Annotated in this window: 19 protein-coding genes; 7 read left to right on the top strand and 12 right to left on the bottom strand. The window is 40.5% G+C overall.

The window, feature by feature from the left end:
* Positions 1-201 precede the first annotated feature (201 nt).
* From BTHERMOSOX_RS06525 to BTHERMOSOX_RS06515, 3 genes are read right to left on the bottom strand one after another with little or no spacing between them, the layout of a single operon-like run.
* Positions 202-528, bottom strand: coding sequence for an FKBP-type peptidyl-prolyl cis-trans isomerase (locus BTHERMOSOX_RS06525; protein ID WP_138120304.1), 327 nt, complete (start codon positions 526-528; stop codon positions 202-204).
* 11 nt (positions 529-539) lie between these two features.
* Positions 540-1,340, bottom strand: coding sequence for a DUF2797 domain-containing protein (locus BTHERMOSOX_RS06520; protein ID WP_138120303.1), 801 nt, complete (start codon positions 1,338-1,340; stop codon positions 540-542).
* Between the two features lie 4 nt (positions 1,341-1,344).
* Positions 1,345-2,220, bottom strand: a complete 876-nt coding sequence (locus tag BTHERMOSOX_RS06515; protein ID WP_138120302.1) for a phosphoribosylaminoimidazolesuccinocarboxamide synthase — start codon at positions 2,218-2,220, stop codon at positions 1,345-1,347.
* Between the two features lie 123 nt (positions 2,221-2,343).
* Between BTHERMOSOX_RS06515 and BTHERMOSOX_RS06510 the strand changes: the two genes are divergently transcribed.
* Complete coding sequence (locus BTHERMOSOX_RS06510; RefSeq protein ID WP_138120301.1) at positions 2,344-2,958, top strand: hypothetical protein; 615 nt, start codon at positions 2,344-2,346, stop codon at positions 2,956-2,958.
* On the opposite strand, the gene BTHERMOSOX_RS06505 is transcribed toward BTHERMOSOX_RS06510, so the two are convergent.
* Genes BTHERMOSOX_RS06505 through uppS form a run of 4 tightly spaced genes read right to left on the bottom strand, consistent with a single transcriptional unit; the run spans position 2,953 to position 6,719 of the window.
* The gene (locus tag BTHERMOSOX_RS06505) at positions 2,953-4,071 is read right to left on the bottom strand and encodes a peptidoglycan DD-metalloendopeptidase family protein (RefSeq protein ID WP_138120300.1); all 1,119 of its coding nucleotides are present in this window, start codon (positions 4,069-4,071) and stop codon (positions 2,953-2,955) included. The genes BTHERMOSOX_RS06510 and BTHERMOSOX_RS06505 overlap by 6 nt on opposite strands.
* On the bottom strand, positions 4,064-5,215 hold the full coding sequence (ispC, locus tag BTHERMOSOX_RS06500; RefSeq protein ID WP_138120299.1) for a 1-deoxy-D-xylulose-5-phosphate reductoisomerase: 1,152 nt from the start codon (positions 5,213-5,215) through the stop codon (positions 4,064-4,066). Before ispC ends, BTHERMOSOX_RS06505 begins: the two co-directional genes overlap by 8 nt.
* A complete protein-coding gene (locus tag BTHERMOSOX_RS06495) occupies positions 5,212-6,012 on the bottom strand; it encodes a phosphatidate cytidylyltransferase (RefSeq protein ID WP_138120298.1) in 801 nt (266 codons plus the stop codon). Before BTHERMOSOX_RS06495 ends, ispC begins: the two co-directional genes overlap by 4 nt.
* Positions 5,991-6,719: a polyprenyl diphosphate synthase gene (gene uppS / locus BTHERMOSOX_RS06490; RefSeq protein ID WP_138120305.1), complete on the bottom strand. Its 729-nt coding sequence runs from the start codon at positions 6,717-6,719 to the stop codon at positions 5,991-5,993. Before uppS ends, BTHERMOSOX_RS06495 begins: the two co-directional genes overlap by 22 nt.
* Before the next feature lie 71 nt (positions 6,720-6,790).
* Here uppS and hisF point away from each other — a divergent pair, with 71 nt between their 5' ends.
* From hisF to BTHERMOSOX_RS06460, 6 genes are all read left to right on the top strand, one after another.
* On the top strand, positions 6,791-7,564 hold the full coding sequence (hisF, locus tag BTHERMOSOX_RS06485; RefSeq protein WP_138120297.1) for an imidazole glycerol phosphate synthase subunit HisF: 774 nt from the start codon (positions 6,791-6,793) through the stop codon (positions 7,562-7,564).
* A 159-nt stretch (positions 7,565-7,723) separates the two neighbouring features.
* Entirely contained in the window at positions 7,724-9,142 is a 1,419-nt protein-coding gene (gene ccoN, locus BTHERMOSOX_RS06480; RefSeq protein WP_138120296.1) for a cytochrome-c oxidase, cbb3-type subunit I, read from the top strand.
* A 13-nt stretch (positions 9,143-9,155) separates the two neighbouring features.
* A complete protein-coding gene (gene ccoO, locus BTHERMOSOX_RS06475; RefSeq protein WP_138120295.1) occupies positions 9,156-9,887 on the top strand; it encodes a cytochrome-c oxidase, cbb3-type subunit II in 732 nt (243 codons plus the stop codon).
* Positions 9,887-10,033: a cbb3-type cytochrome c oxidase subunit 3 gene (locus tag BTHERMOSOX_RS06470; RefSeq protein WP_138120294.1), complete on the top strand. Its 147-nt coding sequence runs from the start codon at positions 9,887-9,889 to the stop codon at positions 10,031-10,033. The genes ccoO and BTHERMOSOX_RS06470 overlap by 1 nt, the downstream gene beginning before the upstream one ends.
* 12 nt (positions 10,034-10,045) lie before the next feature.
* On the top strand, positions 10,046-11,215 hold the full coding sequence (gene ccoP, locus BTHERMOSOX_RS06465; RefSeq protein WP_138120293.1) for a cytochrome-c oxidase, cbb3-type subunit III: 1,170 nt from the start codon (positions 10,046-10,048) through the stop codon (positions 11,213-11,215).
* A 510-nt stretch (positions 11,216-11,725) separates the two neighbouring features.
* Positions 11,726-11,956 carry a hypothetical protein gene (locus BTHERMOSOX_RS06460; protein ID WP_138120292.1) on the top strand — a complete coding sequence of 77 codons (231 nt, stop codon included), beginning with the start codon at positions 11,726-11,728 and terminating at the stop codon, positions 11,954-11,956.
* Here the strand turns inward: BTHERMOSOX_RS06460 and BTHERMOSOX_RS06455 are convergent.
* The 5 genes from BTHERMOSOX_RS06455 to BTHERMOSOX_RS06435 form a co-directional block, all read right to left on the bottom strand.
* Entirely contained in the window at positions 11,939-12,535 is a 597-nt protein-coding gene (locus BTHERMOSOX_RS06455; protein ID WP_171004669.1) for a tyrosine-type recombinase/integrase, read from the bottom strand. The two genes, BTHERMOSOX_RS06460 and BTHERMOSOX_RS06455, sit on opposite strands and share 18 nt — an antisense overlap.
* Complete coding sequence (locus tag BTHERMOSOX_RS06450) at positions 12,513-12,656, bottom strand: hypothetical protein (protein WP_171004668.1); 144 nt, start codon at positions 12,654-12,656, stop codon at positions 12,513-12,515. Before BTHERMOSOX_RS06450 ends, BTHERMOSOX_RS06455 begins: the two co-directional genes overlap by 23 nt.
* Before the next feature lie 28 nt (positions 12,657-12,684).
* Entirely contained in the window at positions 12,685-13,023 is a 339-nt protein-coding gene (locus BTHERMOSOX_RS06445) for a hypothetical protein (RefSeq protein WP_138120290.1), read from the bottom strand.
* 395 nt (positions 13,024-13,418) lie between these two features.
* The gene (locus BTHERMOSOX_RS06440) at positions 13,419-14,072 is read right to left on the bottom strand and encodes a fibrobacter succinogenes major paralogous domain-containing protein (RefSeq protein WP_138120289.1); all 654 of its coding nucleotides are present in this window, start codon (positions 14,070-14,072) and stop codon (positions 13,419-13,421) included.
* Positions 14,073-14,105: 33 nt separating this feature from the next.
* The gene (locus BTHERMOSOX_RS06435) at positions 14,106-14,363 is read right to left on the bottom strand and encodes a hypothetical protein (RefSeq protein WP_138120288.1); all 258 of its coding nucleotides are present in this window, start codon (positions 14,361-14,363) and stop codon (positions 14,106-14,108) included.
* Between the last annotated feature and the right edge of the window lie 306 nt (positions 14,364-14,669).

The raw sequence follows: 14,669 nt of genomic DNA, 5'->3' as shown, positions 1-14,669 counted from the left end.
AGCAATTTTTTGACTGATGAAAATAGATTAACGATAAGGGGCTATCTGCATCATATCCATTCTTTACGAGCTCAATAATAGCGCCTTTAGATGATGCAATATTTTCACGACCAATGAGGCGAGCTGTTCTTGCTGATACTTTAAAGGGTATTTTTGACACGTACAATGAATTTAAGTAGAGACATATTTGAAGCGCCTAAATTAGTTAATTGCTAAAAGCTCAACATCAAATACTAAAGTTGCATTTGGCGGGATTACATTGCCTGCACCCGTTTCGCCGTAAGCTAATTTTGAGGAAATGGTAAGCTTTCGTTTGCCGCCTATTTGCATACCTTCAACGCCTTGATCCCAGCCAGGAATAACTTGCCCAACACCCAGTTTAAAATCAAATGGCTGACTTCTATCAACACTAGAGTCGAATTTTTTACCGTTAGTAAGCCAGCCAGTATAGTGCATAGAAACCTGGTCACCCGCTTTGCAAGCTGTGCCTTCGCCCAATGCTAATTCTTCAATAATTAAGTCTGCCATTATTTTTTCTCCTAATAGGTTAATGTGATATCGTAAGCACTAAATTTTCTAATATTAAGCACGCCGCAGTCAAGTATTAAATACTGCGCCTTAATGCCTTTTAGCACGCCTTCAACTACTGGCGTTTTATCAAAATTTAGCGAACTAATTTTGCTTGGATATTCTACCACAGGGTAGTTTATTTCCAAAGCCTGATTGTCCAATACTTGAGCACCTGTCGTCTTAATTGTATCCTGAATGTATTCAAGCAGTTCATCTCTGATTGGTAACAGATCGATTGGATCCACTTCGTTTTTAAGCATTTTGCGCCAATTGGTTTTGTCGTTAACAAATTGTTTGAGCGCCATTTCCACTTTCCCAGACTTTAGTCGTGTATCGACTTCAAGAATAGGCAAGGCACTAACCGCACCTTGATCGACCCATCTGTATGGAATATTTTTCTTGCGAGTAATGCCAACTTTAACACCCGAGGAATTGGCTAGATAAACAACATGAGGTGCGAAGCAATTACCCAGCCCCCATTGTGGCTGACGACAAGTGCCTAAATGATGATGACAGGTTTCTGGCTTCATGATGCATAAATCACAGCTTGCCAGTTTTTGCGAACATGGGTAGCAATGGCCTTGAGAATAACTCTTGTTGGTTTTTTTTCCACAATTTTGACAATGAATGACTTGATTAAAGCTTAGGCTAATTTCCTCACCTATTAAATCATTCATATTAAGTAATTTGTCGCCAATGGGCAGTTGGTATTGCGCAACACCTCTATTAAGAAGTGTATGCATTTTACTAATCGGGCCACTGATCTGCATGGTGTTACTGTGTGAGTAGTCGCTGAACTTGTTGGTATTTTTCAGCAGTTTTATCAATAATATGCTGAGGCAATATTGGCGCAGGTGGCGCTTTATTCCAATCTAGTGTTTCTAAATAATCGCGTACAATTTGTTTATCAAAACTTTGTGGACTGGTGCCAACTTGATAATCTTTAGCTGACCAAAAACGCGAAGAATCTGGTGTTAAGACTTCATCCATTAGCGTTAGCGTGTTGTTTTCATCTAGACCAAATTCAAACTTGGTGTCAGCAATGATGATGCCACGATCTAGAGCAAACTCAGCGGCAAATTGATACAACGCCAGGCTCGCTTGTTTAACTTGGTTTGCCAAGTCTTCTCCGAGAATTTCTATTGTAGTGGCAAAATCAATATTCTCATCGTGCTCGTCAACTGCTGCTTTACTAGAAGGCGTGTAAAGCACTTCAGGTAGTTTTTCAGCCAGCTGCAAGTTGTTGGGAAGCTGGGTGCCGCAAATACTGCCTGTGTGTTGATAGTCCTTCCAGCCTGAACCTATAATATAGCCACGCACAATTGCCTCTACTGCCAAAGGGTTGAGTTTTTTGACAATAATAGCGCGACCTTCAACTTGTTGAGCGTCAGTCACATTTAATACATTGCTTAGTGGTTCATTTGTTAAATGGTTGGGAATAATGTGTTGAGTTTTTTCAAACCAAAAATTAGCAACCTCAGTCAGTACTGCGCCTTTTTTAGCAATACCATCATCAAAAACCACATCAAAAGCGCTAAGCCGATCTGTGGTGACAATTAACATGCGATTTTCATCAATATCGTAAATATCTCTAACCTTGCCTTTTTGAATAAGCGCTAAGCTTAAATCTGTTTCAAATAGAGTGTCCACGGGCAATCCTTGTGAGTAATGTTGATAAATTTATAACGTATTTTAATCGATTGTCCGGCTTAAGGGTATCTCTAAAAAACCCTGATTAAATTTTGCTCATGGTAAAATGGACGAAAAACCGCCATGCTAAAAAAACTATTGATTCTCGCCACTTTTCTAAGCCCTATTGTTGAGGCATCGCCACTCTCTGATAGTGCAATGCGACTGATTAAAATTGGCAATGAAATTGGCTCTCCGGATGTTGTATTAAGAGGCCAATCTTTATTGTTAAAAGGTGCATTTGATCTAAATGATTTTGACGCTATGTACGAAGCTTCAAAGCAGGTTAGACAAGGCAGCGATCTAATGGGTTATCAATCGAAAGAACGAGAGGCCAACGAAATTTTAATCAAATTAGTGCGTAGAAGCTACGATCCAGCATTATATGAATATGCACTATACTTGTTAGACGGTAGCGATGGCTTCATTAAAAATGAGTTTCTAGCGTTAAATCTGTTTGAAGAATCTTTTACAATTCATGGCAACGCCAAGTCTGCGATGATGTCGGCTATTATTCGTAATGAGTCATTGGTTCCAGGAACAAAAAAATCTTATCGAATTGATGAGTTGATTACGTTTTCAATTTTAAACAAGGTGTCTGGCGCCCAAGCCTATAAAACGAAACATATCGATAAAGACTACTTGTATGACTTAAAGCCAGCCAGTTGGCGCCAATGGATTAGCGAACAATCGTTATAAGCTAGCTAAGACCTTATTAACTTGTGAACGAAACCGCCATAGTTCGGTGTGGCTGATTTTTTTCTGTGTGGGCAATTTGTAGCTGAGCGGATCTTTACGTTTACCTTTGTAGCGTAACTCGTAGTGTAGGTGTGCGCCGGTAGAGCGCCCTGTTGAACCAACATAGCCAATTATCTGGCCTTTTTTAACAGCCTTGCCTTTGCGAAGATTGCTTGCATATTTAGATAAGTGAGCGTAGACGGTGGTGTAATTAGCGCCATGTTTGATGATAATGACCTTCCCAAGTGCGCCTTTCCAGCCTTTAAGTTTGACTATGCCATCAGCTGTTGAATATACAGGTGTGCCACTGACAGCAGCATAATCCACAGCCCTATGTGGGCGATAGGTTTTTAAAATAGGGTGGTAGCGCTTTAATTGAAACTTAGAGCTGATGCGTTTATATTTAAGCGGCGCTCTTAGGAAGGAAGAATTGAGTGTGTAGCCGTAACGATCATAGTATCGAGAGCGATTACGATCATCTGTATGGGAAAACACCTCAATACGCTTGTTGCTGCCTTTATAAATAATGCCAACAGGCTTTTCTGATCCGTCGCTAACGATAAAAAAACGATCACCTTTGTGTAAGTCTGAACTAAAATCCAATTGCCATGATAAGGCCTTAACCACCGTGTTAATAGTGTTTAAGTTCAGCCCTGATTTTTGGGCATCATAGCCAAATGAGTTGTTAATGGTAACAATGATTGTTGAAAGGGGCTTAGATTTCTTTTGAGCTTGTTTGGACGAGTTTGCAAATCGAGAACCTAATAATACAACGCCAAATGCAGCCTTATTGTGAGGTTGATGGTTGAGCGACTTAAAACGTCGATTGGCGTGCAAACGAATGGTGATTTTTTCACCAATATTGAGCTGATTCAGTTGTTGATTTTGCTTACTTGCGGATAATAGACTGGCTAATAGGCGCTTTGATAGCCCTAACTTAGAGAAATATTTACTTAGTGAATCGCCAGACTTAACTGTAAAGTGATATTCGTTATCTTTGCTATGTGCAAAAGCTGAGCCAAAACTTATTTGTAGCAGTAATAGTAATAATGCAAGGGAAAGAAATTTAGACATAAAATTGGATAAGTTTACTGGCAATTAATCGGGCGGTTCGGTCATTTTCAATCACCTCAGAAAGACAGGTAGGATAAAAATGGTTAGATATTTCCAGGGTTTTTTCAATAATTTTGGCAATATCTAAAAATTTGATTTTTTCATCAAGAAAACTCGCTACCGCGACTTCATTGGCAGCATTAATAGTGCCCATTGCACTACCACCTTGTTTAAGCGCCTCAAAAGCCAGGCGCAAACAGGAAAATTTATTAAAGTCTGGTGGGTAAAATTCTAGCGGGGAATTTTTGGTTAAATTTAGTGCTGGCACGCCTGAGCTTATGCGATCTGGATAGCTCATAGCATAAGAAATAACCGTACGCATGTCTGGATTACCCATTTGAGATAAGGTTGATCCATCATCAAAATAAACCGAAGAATGAATAATGCTTTGTGGATGCATTACCACGTCAATTTTTTCAGCAGGAAGGTTGAATAAATAATGCGCTTCAATAACCTCTAAGCCTTTGTTCATCATGGTAGCTGAGTCTACAGATATCTTGCGACCCATCGACCAATTAGGATGCGCACAAGCCTGATCTGGGGTGATGCTGGTTAGCTTGCTAAGTGGCGTATGTAGAAACGGACCACCACTGGCGGTCAATTGTATTTTGTTTAAACCTGATACGCCACCTTGTAAGCACTGAAAAATTGCACTATGTTCAGAATCTACTGGAATTAATTCAGCATTATTGTCTTTAACTGCCTGCATAAAGATATCACCTGCCAATACCAACGATTCTTTATTGGCAAGCATAATACGCTTTCCAGCTTTAGCTGCAGCAAGGCTTGATGCCATACCAGCAGCGCCAACAATAGCGGCCATAACTTGATCAGTATAAGTATGTGAAGCAATTGTTTCCAGTGCCTTGGCGCCAGAAAGTACCGTTGTATCATTTTGAAGTCGTTGTGAAAGTTGCTCGGCTGCTACTTCATCAGTCATTACTGCAAAGCTTGGTTGATATTTTTCACAAAGGCTTAACATCCGTTGCCAGTTGGTATTTGCACTCAGTGCAAATACGTTGAATGTCTGTGGATGTAAATCAACCACGGACAAAGTGCTTTGCCCGATAGATCCAGTTGCACCTAATAAGGTTAAGTTAATCAAAGCAGGCCTAAACCTAATAAGAAAAACGGCGCCGCTGCAGTTAATGAATCAATACGATCAAGAATACCACCGTGGCCTGGCAAAATATTGCCACTGTCTTTAATGCCAGAAGTTCTTTTAAACAGGCTTTCGTACAAGTCACCAAGTACAGAAACACTGGAAATAATCACAGCAAGAATTAAATAGCCGGCATAGCTCTGGAGAGCAATGTTTTGATTTTGTAAGAACGCCAGCATAATAATAACTGCAAATATGGTGCCACCAATAACACCTTCAATGGACTTTCCAGGGCTTATTTTGGGCGCAAGTTTACGTTTTCCAAACGCTCTGCCAACAAAATAAGCGCCTGTATCTGCACCCCAAATTAACAGCATTAATAATAGAAAATAGACGTTACCATAGTTTGCATGTAAGCTGCTTAACGCCACCCACATTGGTGCTAACAGCATGACGCCACCCATCACTCTGATAATGCCAGAACCATACCAAGAGTCAATATTTTTTGGATAGCTGATAACCCAATATAGATTTAAACCCCACCAAACTACCGACACAATTAAAACAGTTTGTAGGTTTTCAGCGTGTGCAGAGGCAATAAAGGCACAGCCAATAATACCGGATACGACAAGCGTACGATAAAATGGCTGGTCAATTTTAATTAAACGGGTGAATTCCCAAGCGCCAAGTGCAACGAATGATAGTAGTAAGTAAGAAAAGTAGTCAGTCGGCATGGAAAAAATTGCCCAGATAAACAAAGGTGCCAGGATTAGTGCAGTTAAGATTCTTGATAGTAACATTGGGTTTCCTTACGCGCGCCAAAGCGACGATCACGGTGATTAAAACTTTCGATGGCTTTGTTTAGTTCGGCTTCATCAAAATCTGGCCATAAAGTATCGGTAAAATAAAATTCGCTATAGGCCACATCCCACAACAAAAAATTACTAATTCTCAGCTCGCCACTACTGCGAATTAGCAAGTCTACTGCAGGTTCATTAGCCAAAGACAAATATTTTGAAAAACCCTCAATGGTGATATCTTCAGGGCTAATATCACCTTTAATAGCGGCCTCTGCAGTCTGTTTTGCTGCTTGTGCAATATCCCATTGTCCACCATAATTGGCCGCAATAACTAAAGTTAACCCGGTGTTATTGGCCAATTGCGCCTGAGCCTCGATCGCTGTTTTTTGCACATTTTTGGGAAAAAGTGATAAATCGCCAATAATTTTTAAGCGTACATTGTGTTTGTTAAGTTTTTTAACCTCTTGCTTTAGTGCGGTTAAAAAAAGTTTAAACAATAATGTTACCTCATCGCTAGAGCGATTTTTGTTTTCACTGCTAAAAGCAAACAAGGTAAGTGTTTGTACACACATTGCACCACAAGCTTTAACCACGGTGCGTACTGCTTTAACACCTTGCTGATGGCCAACAATACGCGGCAAGCTGCGCTTAGAAGCCCAGCGACCGTTACCATCCATAATTATTGCAATATGTTTTGGAAAATTCATCATACGACAAGATTATACCTATAGAGTCATAATTGACCACGTAACAAACGTTGCGAGGTAAAATTCAGCCTATGACTTTAGCAAAAAGAATTATTCCCTGTTTAGATGTGCGAGATGGCCGAGTGGTTAAAGGTGTGCAGTTTGTTGACATTAAAGATGCCGGTGACCCGGTTGAAGTAGCCAGAGGCTACGATGAACAAGGTGCGGATGAAATCACATTTTTAGATATTACCGCCTCACACGAAGGCCGAGATACCACTGTGCACATGGTTGAACAAATTGCAGAGCAGGTATTTATTCCGTTAACAGTAGGTGGTGGAATTCGCAAAGCTGAAGATGTTCGTGTTATGCTTAACGCTGGTGCTGACAAAGTTGCGGTAAATTCGGCAGCTATTTTTAACCCCGAGCTAATTAATGAACTTAGTGAGCAGTTTGGCTCGCAATGTATTGTGATTGCCATTGATGCAAAAAAAGTATCAAGCGAACCCAATAAATGGGAAGTGTTTACCCATGGCGGGCGCAAGCCAACAGGCATTGATGTAGTTGAGTGGGCAATTAAGATGACCAAAGGTAGTCATGGTGCAGGTGAAGTATTACTTACATCAATGGATTGTGATGGCGTTAAAACCGGTTTTGACCTTGAACTAACCCGGGCAGTTGCTGATGCAGTAGGGGTTCCAGTGATTGCTTCAGGTGGTGTTGGAAATTTAGAACACCTATCTGAAGGAATACTTGAAGGCGGCGCAGATGCAGTATTAGCGGCCAGTATTTTTCATTTTGGTGAATATACGGTAGAACAGGCCAAACTTGCAATGCAGGAAAAAGGCATCGAAGTTCGACTATAAGCTTTACCTGGATCAAAAAAACCAAATAAATTGATTTATATCAAGAAACCTAAATGTAGTTGACGGTACCATAACTCCTAGTGTAGAATTGCACGTTATCTTTATTGGCACGTTCAATATAAGGTTATTAACTAAACAGAAAAACAAAGAGGACTATTCATGAATTTAACTCAAAAGTATGATTTAGGCGTCGTAAAGTGGTTTACGATTATGTCGTCCGTTTACTTGGTTGTGGCTACACTATTAGGTGTATACATCGCTTCCGAGCTAGCGTTCCCATATTTAAACGACCTAGGCACCGACCTTCCATATTTCCAATTTGGCCGCTTGCGTCCACTGCATACAAACGCTGCTATTTTTGCATTTGGCGGGTCAGTATTAATGGCGGCGGCATTTTATATTGTGCAAAGAACTAACCAAACCCGCTTGTGGTCAAACAAGATGGCTTGGTTTACGTTCTGGTCTTGGAATTTAGTTATTGTACTTGCTGTTGTAACGCTACCTTTGGGCTTAACTCAAGCTAAAGAGTATGCGGAGCTTGAATGGCCGATCGATATTCTAATTACGTTGTCATGGGCTTCATACTTATACAACTTTATTATGACTATTCACATTCGTGATAGAAACAAAGTGCCACATGTTTATGTGGCTAACTGGTTCTTCATGGGTATGATGGTTATGGTTACCTACTTACATGTAGTTAACAACCTATCTATTCCAGTAGATTGGTTTAAGTCCTACTCTATTTTCTCTGGCGTGCAAGATGCAATGATTCAGTGGTGGTGGGGTCATAACGCGGTTGGCTTCTTCTTGACAGCGGGTTTCTTAGGAATTATGTACTACTTCGTACCGAAGCAAGCACAGCGCCCTGTTTACTCATACCGTTTATCAGTTATTCACTTCTGGGCATTAATGTTCGGTTACGTATGGTTAGGTGCTCACCATCTACAGTACACAGCATTACCAGACTGGGCGGGCTCATTAGGTGCAACAATTTCCCTTGCAATGATCATTCCATCATGGGGTGGCGCACTAAACGGAATCTTAACGTTATCAGGCGCTTGGGACCGTTTACGTGAGGACTACATCTTACGTTTCTTAATTATGTCATTAGCATTCTATGCAATGTCTACGTTTGAAGGCCCAGTAATGGCGGCGAAAAACGTAAATGCATTGTCGCATTACACCGACTGGACTATTGGTCACGTACACTCAGGTACTTTAGGCTGGAACATTATGGTTGCAGCAGGCGCCATGTACCACATGATCGAAAGAATCTACAACGTTAAGTTAAGTCAGAAACTATTGGCAACGCATTTCTGGATCCATACTATTGGCACAGTGATGTATATCGTTTCTATGTGGGTATCAGGCATCATGCAAGGCTTGATGTGGAGAGCATACGATGAGTACGGCACATTAGCATACTCGTTCGCAGAGTCGGTATCTGCAATGCACCCATACTACGTCATGAGAGCGGCAGGCGGTGTACTGATCTTTGTTGGTGCGATTGTTATGTTAATCAATATCGTTAGTACGATTCGCAAGTCGGATTCTGTACAAACAGCTAACGCATAGGAGGAGGTAGATAATGTCAAATCAAAACGGAAAAGAAAGCTTACAGACTAAGCTCGAAAAGAACATTTTTGCAATGTACTTGTTTATGGCGCTATCAGTGTCGTTAGCAGGTATCGTACAAATTGTTCCCTTGTTTACAAACCCGGAGACGGTCAAGGATGAAGTGACCTTAGCAGACGGAACAACACAAAGTCTTTTATGGCAGCGTGTAGAGGGCCAGTCTTTATCTGATTGGAAGCCTGGTGATGGTGTACGTCCTAACACGCCATTAGAAGTTGCAGGTCGCGACATCTATCAGCGTGAAGGTTGTTACTTATGTCATTCACAGATGATTCGTCCGTTTAGAGATGAGAATGAGCGTTACGGTCACTTCTCTCTAGCAGTAGAGTCTAAATACGATCATCCATTCCAGTGGGGCTCTAAAAGAACAGGCCCTGATTTAGCGCGCGTTGGTGGTAAGTATTCAGATGAATGGCATATTCTTCATTTGCGTCATCCGCAGGCATTAGTGCCAGAATCAGTCATGCCTAAGTACAAATTCTTAGATAAAGCAACGGTTGATGGTGATGAGATTGCCACGCACATGAGTGGCTTAAGAAAAGTTGGTGTGCCATATACAGATGCAGATATTGCAGGTGCTGCTGAAGCGGTTACAGGTAAAACTGAAATGGATGCAATGGTTGCGTACTTGCAATCATTAGGCAACATGATTAAATTTGAAAACGGTGTTACATACCGCGAATAATGACTTTAATTGATAAAATTGGTGCAGTTATTGCAGTGGTCATATTTGTTTTATTGGCTGGCGCTTATTTTTATGCCTATAGGCCTAAAAATAAGCAGCAATTTGAAGACTTACGAAATTTCGTCAACGATGACGACGAACGTTAAGAGGAGAAGATAATGAGCGAACATAAAAATCCATACCCAGGTGAAAATAATACAGGTCACTTTTGGGATGATGAGCAAGATGTAAGGGAGCTAAACAACCGTCCGCCAAGATGGTACATGCAAGCAATGATGGTTGGTGTTGTGGCGATTGTTATTTATTCATTCTACTACCCAAGTATTCCTTGGTTTGGTGATCACTATAAAGGTGCGGCTGGCTGGACTCAGATTACCGAAATGGATGAAAGTGTTGCTGAGCTTAAAGCTTACCGTGAGAAGAGGTTCGCTGCGACTGAGCAAGCAATCGCCGATAGCTCACTAGAAGATATTGTTCGTGATGACGAGCTTAGAACTTATTCAATCAAAACAGCTAGAACATTATTTGCTGATAACTGCGCTGCGTGTCATGGCGCTGCTGGCCAGGGTAATGCTGGCTTCCCAGTTTTGGCAGATGACGATTGGTTGTTTGGTGGCTCACTAGCCAAGATTGAACAAACTATTATCAATGGTCGTAAAGGCAACATGCCGGCTCGTATGCTTGGTATTACTGATGCAGAAGCAGCTAAATTAGCAACGTTCTTAATTGAAACAGGCAAAGGCGCTCAAGGCAATCCTAATCCTGCAGACAAGGTACTATACCTAACCAAAGGTTGTATTGCTTGTCACGGCCCTACAATGAAGGGCAATCAAATGCTTGGCTCTGCTAACTTAAGTGATAGTATCTATCGCTTTAAAGCAGAAGATCAACACGCTTCAGTGGTTCGCACAATTCTTCATGGTGTGAATAACCCGATAGATCCTTTAACACAGGACGCGGTTATGCCTGCATTTGGTCATTCAAGCGTTATTGATGCAGTACAGCTTAAGAAGCTTGTGGTTTATGTTCATCAACTAGGTGGTGGTGTTCCAGTTGGGCCGGCTCCTAAGAAGGCAGTAGCCGTTTTAAAGAATCTTAAATACACGCCAGTTGTTGCAAAAAGCGATTTATTCGCCGATGTGATTGCCACAGCAGAGGCTAACTACAAAAAGAATCTTGATCAAAAAGCTGCTTGGAGAGACACAGCCAAGATAATCAAAAATGCTAAGAAGTCAAAAGACGTTGCATTAGCGACAGCAGCAAATACTCAAGCGGTTAATGCATTGAGACAAGCTTCAATAGCTGCGAGCGCAAGCCCAAGTTTTTAAAGTTTAAAGTGTTATGAAAATGCCTCTTTATTGAGGCATTTTTTTCGTCCAATAAAAAGCTATAAAGTCAGTAATTATGCAAGAATAATGTCGATCATTATTCGATATCATTTTCGCCATTGACGAATTGGTACAGTTGGGACTGCAACTGATTTGTAATCAGTAGGTAACCAGTTCGAGTCCGGTCTTCGGCACCACAAATCAAAACTATAGTTAAATTCTTTTTTAACTATAGTTTATTTAATTTTACTCATACAAATTTTTATTAATTTAAGGATTTTATGAATAAGATTATTCCAATATTTAAATCAAAAGACACTCAGAGCAATAGTTTTGAGTGTCTTTTCGCGTTTGAAAAACTCTTTAGCACGCCTCTCAAAAACCTTAAAAACTCTTTAACAGGTAGTGTTTTAGGTGTTCCGAACAACTTACACAGCTTCCGTACAGAATGCACACCTTATAACTATAACAATAGAAGCAATTTATATACAATGTTTGGAGGTCTTAAAAATGGCTGAACAATTAGAACTAGGTTTAATTTTAGAAAGTAAACAAATAAACAAATATTTTGTTAGCTCTGCAATTGCAGAAGCGAAGTGTCATTTTAAAAATTTAAACACAAGAAGGTTTTGGCAATTTGCGCTAGAAAAAATTAGATCTTCTAAAAAAATGACAGCAACTCAAAACTTCTATGTCAAGGATGAAGATTTTCTTAATAACCATTCAATAATCAGGGGATAACCACTCTCCCGATAAATCTAATAATTTAATTGCCTCCAATGCTGAACCAACCAAGGGTATTACTCTTTCACTACTCTTGGTTTTAAGCCTTCTAAAGGTGCTTTTATGCAGAACAATGTATGGAGTATCCACATCCAAAAACACATCATTAGAAGCAAGCCCAACAACCTCACTAACTCGCATACCAGTATCAAGCATAATCTTGACTAGCGTATCTGCAACACCTGCGGTCTTACTCAGCTTTAAGCGCAATAAGGCTATCTGCTCAATGCTGAAGTCCTTTCTTTCCTTCTTATCTTCACCCTTCTTTGGAATATTTGGCTTGCTAAAACGATGAACCTCATCTATCTCATACTCAGTATTAACCTTGTTAATCATTGCATTTAACGCATTAAAGTTACGCTCAATTGTTCCTGTAGCAATGCTAGAATACAGCCTATATCTAATTAGCTCGTTTATGTCTGAGCGAGAATATTCATGAGGCGGTCTGTCACCAAATTTATCTGTAAACAGCTTTACAGCCCGTGCTGTACCTTTAAACTGCTTAGAATCCTCATCAAACCGAATACGGCTTAACATAATCAGAAAGTAGTAGGGCAAACCCACCATTCAAGACGTTTGCCGCTACCAGTTCGTGTGGAACAAGATATTCCTTAATAACAGCTAAGCGCATATCATCCATATCTTGCGAACCTTCCATTTCTAGCTCATATAACCTAGCTTTCGCCTCATGCCTCTAAAGCCTCTCCAGCAAGCAATACATCATCCCTACGACTTTCTCCTTTGCGATTAATATCAAAGTTATTTAAGAAAGCAAAAGCATCTTCATTGGCTTGATGAGGATTAAGACCAAGACTTGCTTGTTCCCTGATTGATTGCCACTGCATTTCTACAGCCTGATTAATCTTAAATAATATTGGGGTAGCATCTTGAATATTGTTTGCATTGGTACTTTTAGTGACCATCGTTAGACCGTCATAATGCGTTAATAAATCATTAGGAATTCTTCGCTTATAATAGATGGTGGAGCTGTTTCCACGAGGCTGCTGCCAACACTTTACTTTCACATCAAAAATATCTAAATAGGATGGGTTCATCATACCCTCCAAATTGTCAATGTAATAACACTTTGAATACAAAAAAACCCTACAGAGCAATGTCTACAAGGGTTTGATGCTTTATTAATGGTGCCGAAGACCAGCATCATATCTAAACCATCAAAACATAGCTATAGTAGTAGTATAAGCGATATACACAGATAGTCAATAGGCTAATATATCTAAATATGACAAATGTGATAACGATCAGGATAGACCTACCCTTTGAATATTGGACAAGTACTGCTCATCTGGCGGGTTGTAGAGGGTTTGTGGGGGTGGCTCTGACCACCAATCTACAGACGATAAAAAACCCAATGACCGTGTTAGCAATCATTGGGTTTTATTAATGTCGCTGACTAAGTTTAACCCTTGATACAACGAACGCCAATTCCATGAGCACGATAAGCACCATTAATACTAGCGTTACCACTTTTATACCGTAAATGACTGCCATTACCATTACTACGAGCCCATAAATAACCTGTACTTCCTTCTCTGTTGATTGAAGCATCAGCGAATCGAATACCTGAAACTGGCAATTTAAGAAAGCTAGAGAATGCTGAAGCAGAATTGGTTATGCTGGCACCAGTGGTATCAGCGGCAAGCTCTGTCTCAGTTGGCACACTAAAACCCGCTGGACAGATATCGTTTGAACCGCCATTGGCCCAAGCTGCTATACGCAATGCGCTAGCACCGCTACTTACGGTAGTCCAGTCATTATTTCCTGTGATGTAGTTAGTGCTAACCGTGCTAATACCAGCAAGCCGAGTTCCATCTGTAGATGAGGTGCGAGATTCATGCCCATCATCATCTCTACCCCACTGGTAAAGATTACCGTAACAAGCGCTATTAGCTGATGAAGTACATGCTTGAATGGCACCGAGGTTTCTATCTAGCCAAACTCTTCCAGTATCAGGTGAGGTAACCAATCGATAAGTTAGACCATTAAAACGAATAACGCCGTCTTGTTTAATTGTATTGGATCTTTCAACCATTGCTAATAGTTCACCACTCATATCAGCATCTGCTCTAAACGGTGCATCATCTAGTTAGAAGGTGTTAAGTTTCTCATTACCATCAAATGGCAGCTTAACAGTTAACCTGCCAAATGCGGTTCTGTTCATCGTATTAGAGCTTTCAGAGCCTAGCTCAAAGCTAGTTGAAGGAGATAGTTCACTCTCTACACCTAGGATGTTACCAGTGATGTTATCACCCGTCTTTTGATCCCAGTAGTAATGTGTACCTTTGATCTTAGCCCAAGGCGCGTAAGGAGTATTGCCTGGCTTTATTTCACATTGAGGACACATCGTGTCCTCTCTTGATTAGAGGTATCCGAAATATAGAGCGGGGTGCCTACATATATATAACCTGCGGTCGATAAAGTGCTCTTTACACTCAAGACCCGCAAGCATTACCTTAGTATTACCTTCCTTCTTTTATATTGAGCAACAATTATGACCATACTTATTCTCACCCTCATCACTAGTTTTAAGCATTAAGTAAAACAAATAAAGATTTGTAATGCCTATACTAATTGCAACTAAAAATATTGCCGAAGTTCCTACTCCTATTAGAGTAAGTATATAGGCTAGCGCCCCAAAAATAGCGCCAAT

Origin of the sequence: Bathymodiolus heckerae thiotrophic gill symbiont, assembly GCF_900128515.1 — a bacterium.
In the GTDB taxonomy this organism is placed as follows: domain Bacteria; phylum Pseudomonadota; class Gammaproteobacteria; order PS1; family Pseudothioglobaceae; genus Thioglobus_A.
The sequence above is the reverse complement of the archived record's forward strand: the minus strand, read 5'-3'. Positions and strand labels throughout refer to the sequence as shown.

Coding starts and splice junctions, on each gene's coding strand:
- BTHERMOSOX_RS06520 (WP_138120303.1), bottom strand. CDS start 1,340: ATGCAGATCAGTGGCCCGATTAGTAAAATGCATACACTTCTTAATAGA.
- uppS (WP_138120305.1), bottom strand. CDS start 6,719: ATGAATTTTCCAAAACATATTGCAATAATTATGGATGGTAACGGTCGC.
- BTHERMOSOX_RS06455 (WP_171004669.1), bottom strand. CDS start 12,535: ATGTTAAGCCGTATTCGGTTTGATGAGGATTCTAAGCAGTTTAAAGGT.
- BTHERMOSOX_RS06505 (WP_138120300.1), bottom strand. CDS start 4,071: ATGTCTAAATTTCTTTCCCTTGCATTATTACTATTACTGCTACAAATA.
- ccoO (WP_138120295.1), top strand. CDS start 9,156: ATGTCAAATCAAAACGGAAAAGAAAGCTTACAGACTAAGCTCGAAAAG.
- hisF (WP_138120297.1), top strand. CDS start 6,791: ATGACTTTAGCAAAAAGAATTATTCCCTGTTTAGATGTGCGAGATGGC.
- BTHERMOSOX_RS06440 (WP_138120289.1), bottom strand. CDS start 14,072: ATGAGTGGTGAACTATTAGCAATGGTTGAAAGATCCAATACAATTAAA.
- BTHERMOSOX_RS06510 (WP_138120301.1), top strand. CDS start 2,344: ATGCTAAAAAAACTATTGATTCTCGCCACTTTTCTAAGCCCTATTGTT.
- BTHERMOSOX_RS06435 (WP_138120288.1), bottom strand. CDS start 14,363: ATGTGTCCTCAATGTGAAATAAAGCCAGGCAATACTCCTTACGCGCCT.
- BTHERMOSOX_RS06460 (WP_138120292.1), top strand. CDS start 11,726: ATGGCTGAACAATTAGAACTAGGTTTAATTTTAGAAAGTAAACAAATA.
- BTHERMOSOX_RS06470 (WP_138120294.1), top strand. CDS start 9,887: ATGACTTTAATTGATAAAATTGGTGCAGTTATTGCAGTGGTCATATTT.
- BTHERMOSOX_RS06525 (WP_138120304.1), bottom strand. CDS start 528: ATGGCAGACTTAATTATTGAAGAATTAGCATTGGGCGAAGGCACAGCT.
- BTHERMOSOX_RS06450 (WP_171004668.1), bottom strand. CDS start 12,656: ATGGAAGGTTCGCAAGATATGGATGATATGCGCTTAGCTGTTATTAAG.
- ccoN (WP_138120296.1), top strand. CDS start 7,724: ATGAATTTAACTCAAAAGTATGATTTAGGCGTCGTAAAGTGGTTTACG.
- BTHERMOSOX_RS06495 (WP_138120298.1), bottom strand. CDS start 6,012: ATGTTACTATCAAGAATCTTAACTGCACTAATCCTGGCACCTTTGTTT.
- ccoP (WP_138120293.1), top strand. CDS start 10,046: ATGAGCGAACATAAAAATCCATACCCAGGTGAAAATAATACAGGTCAC.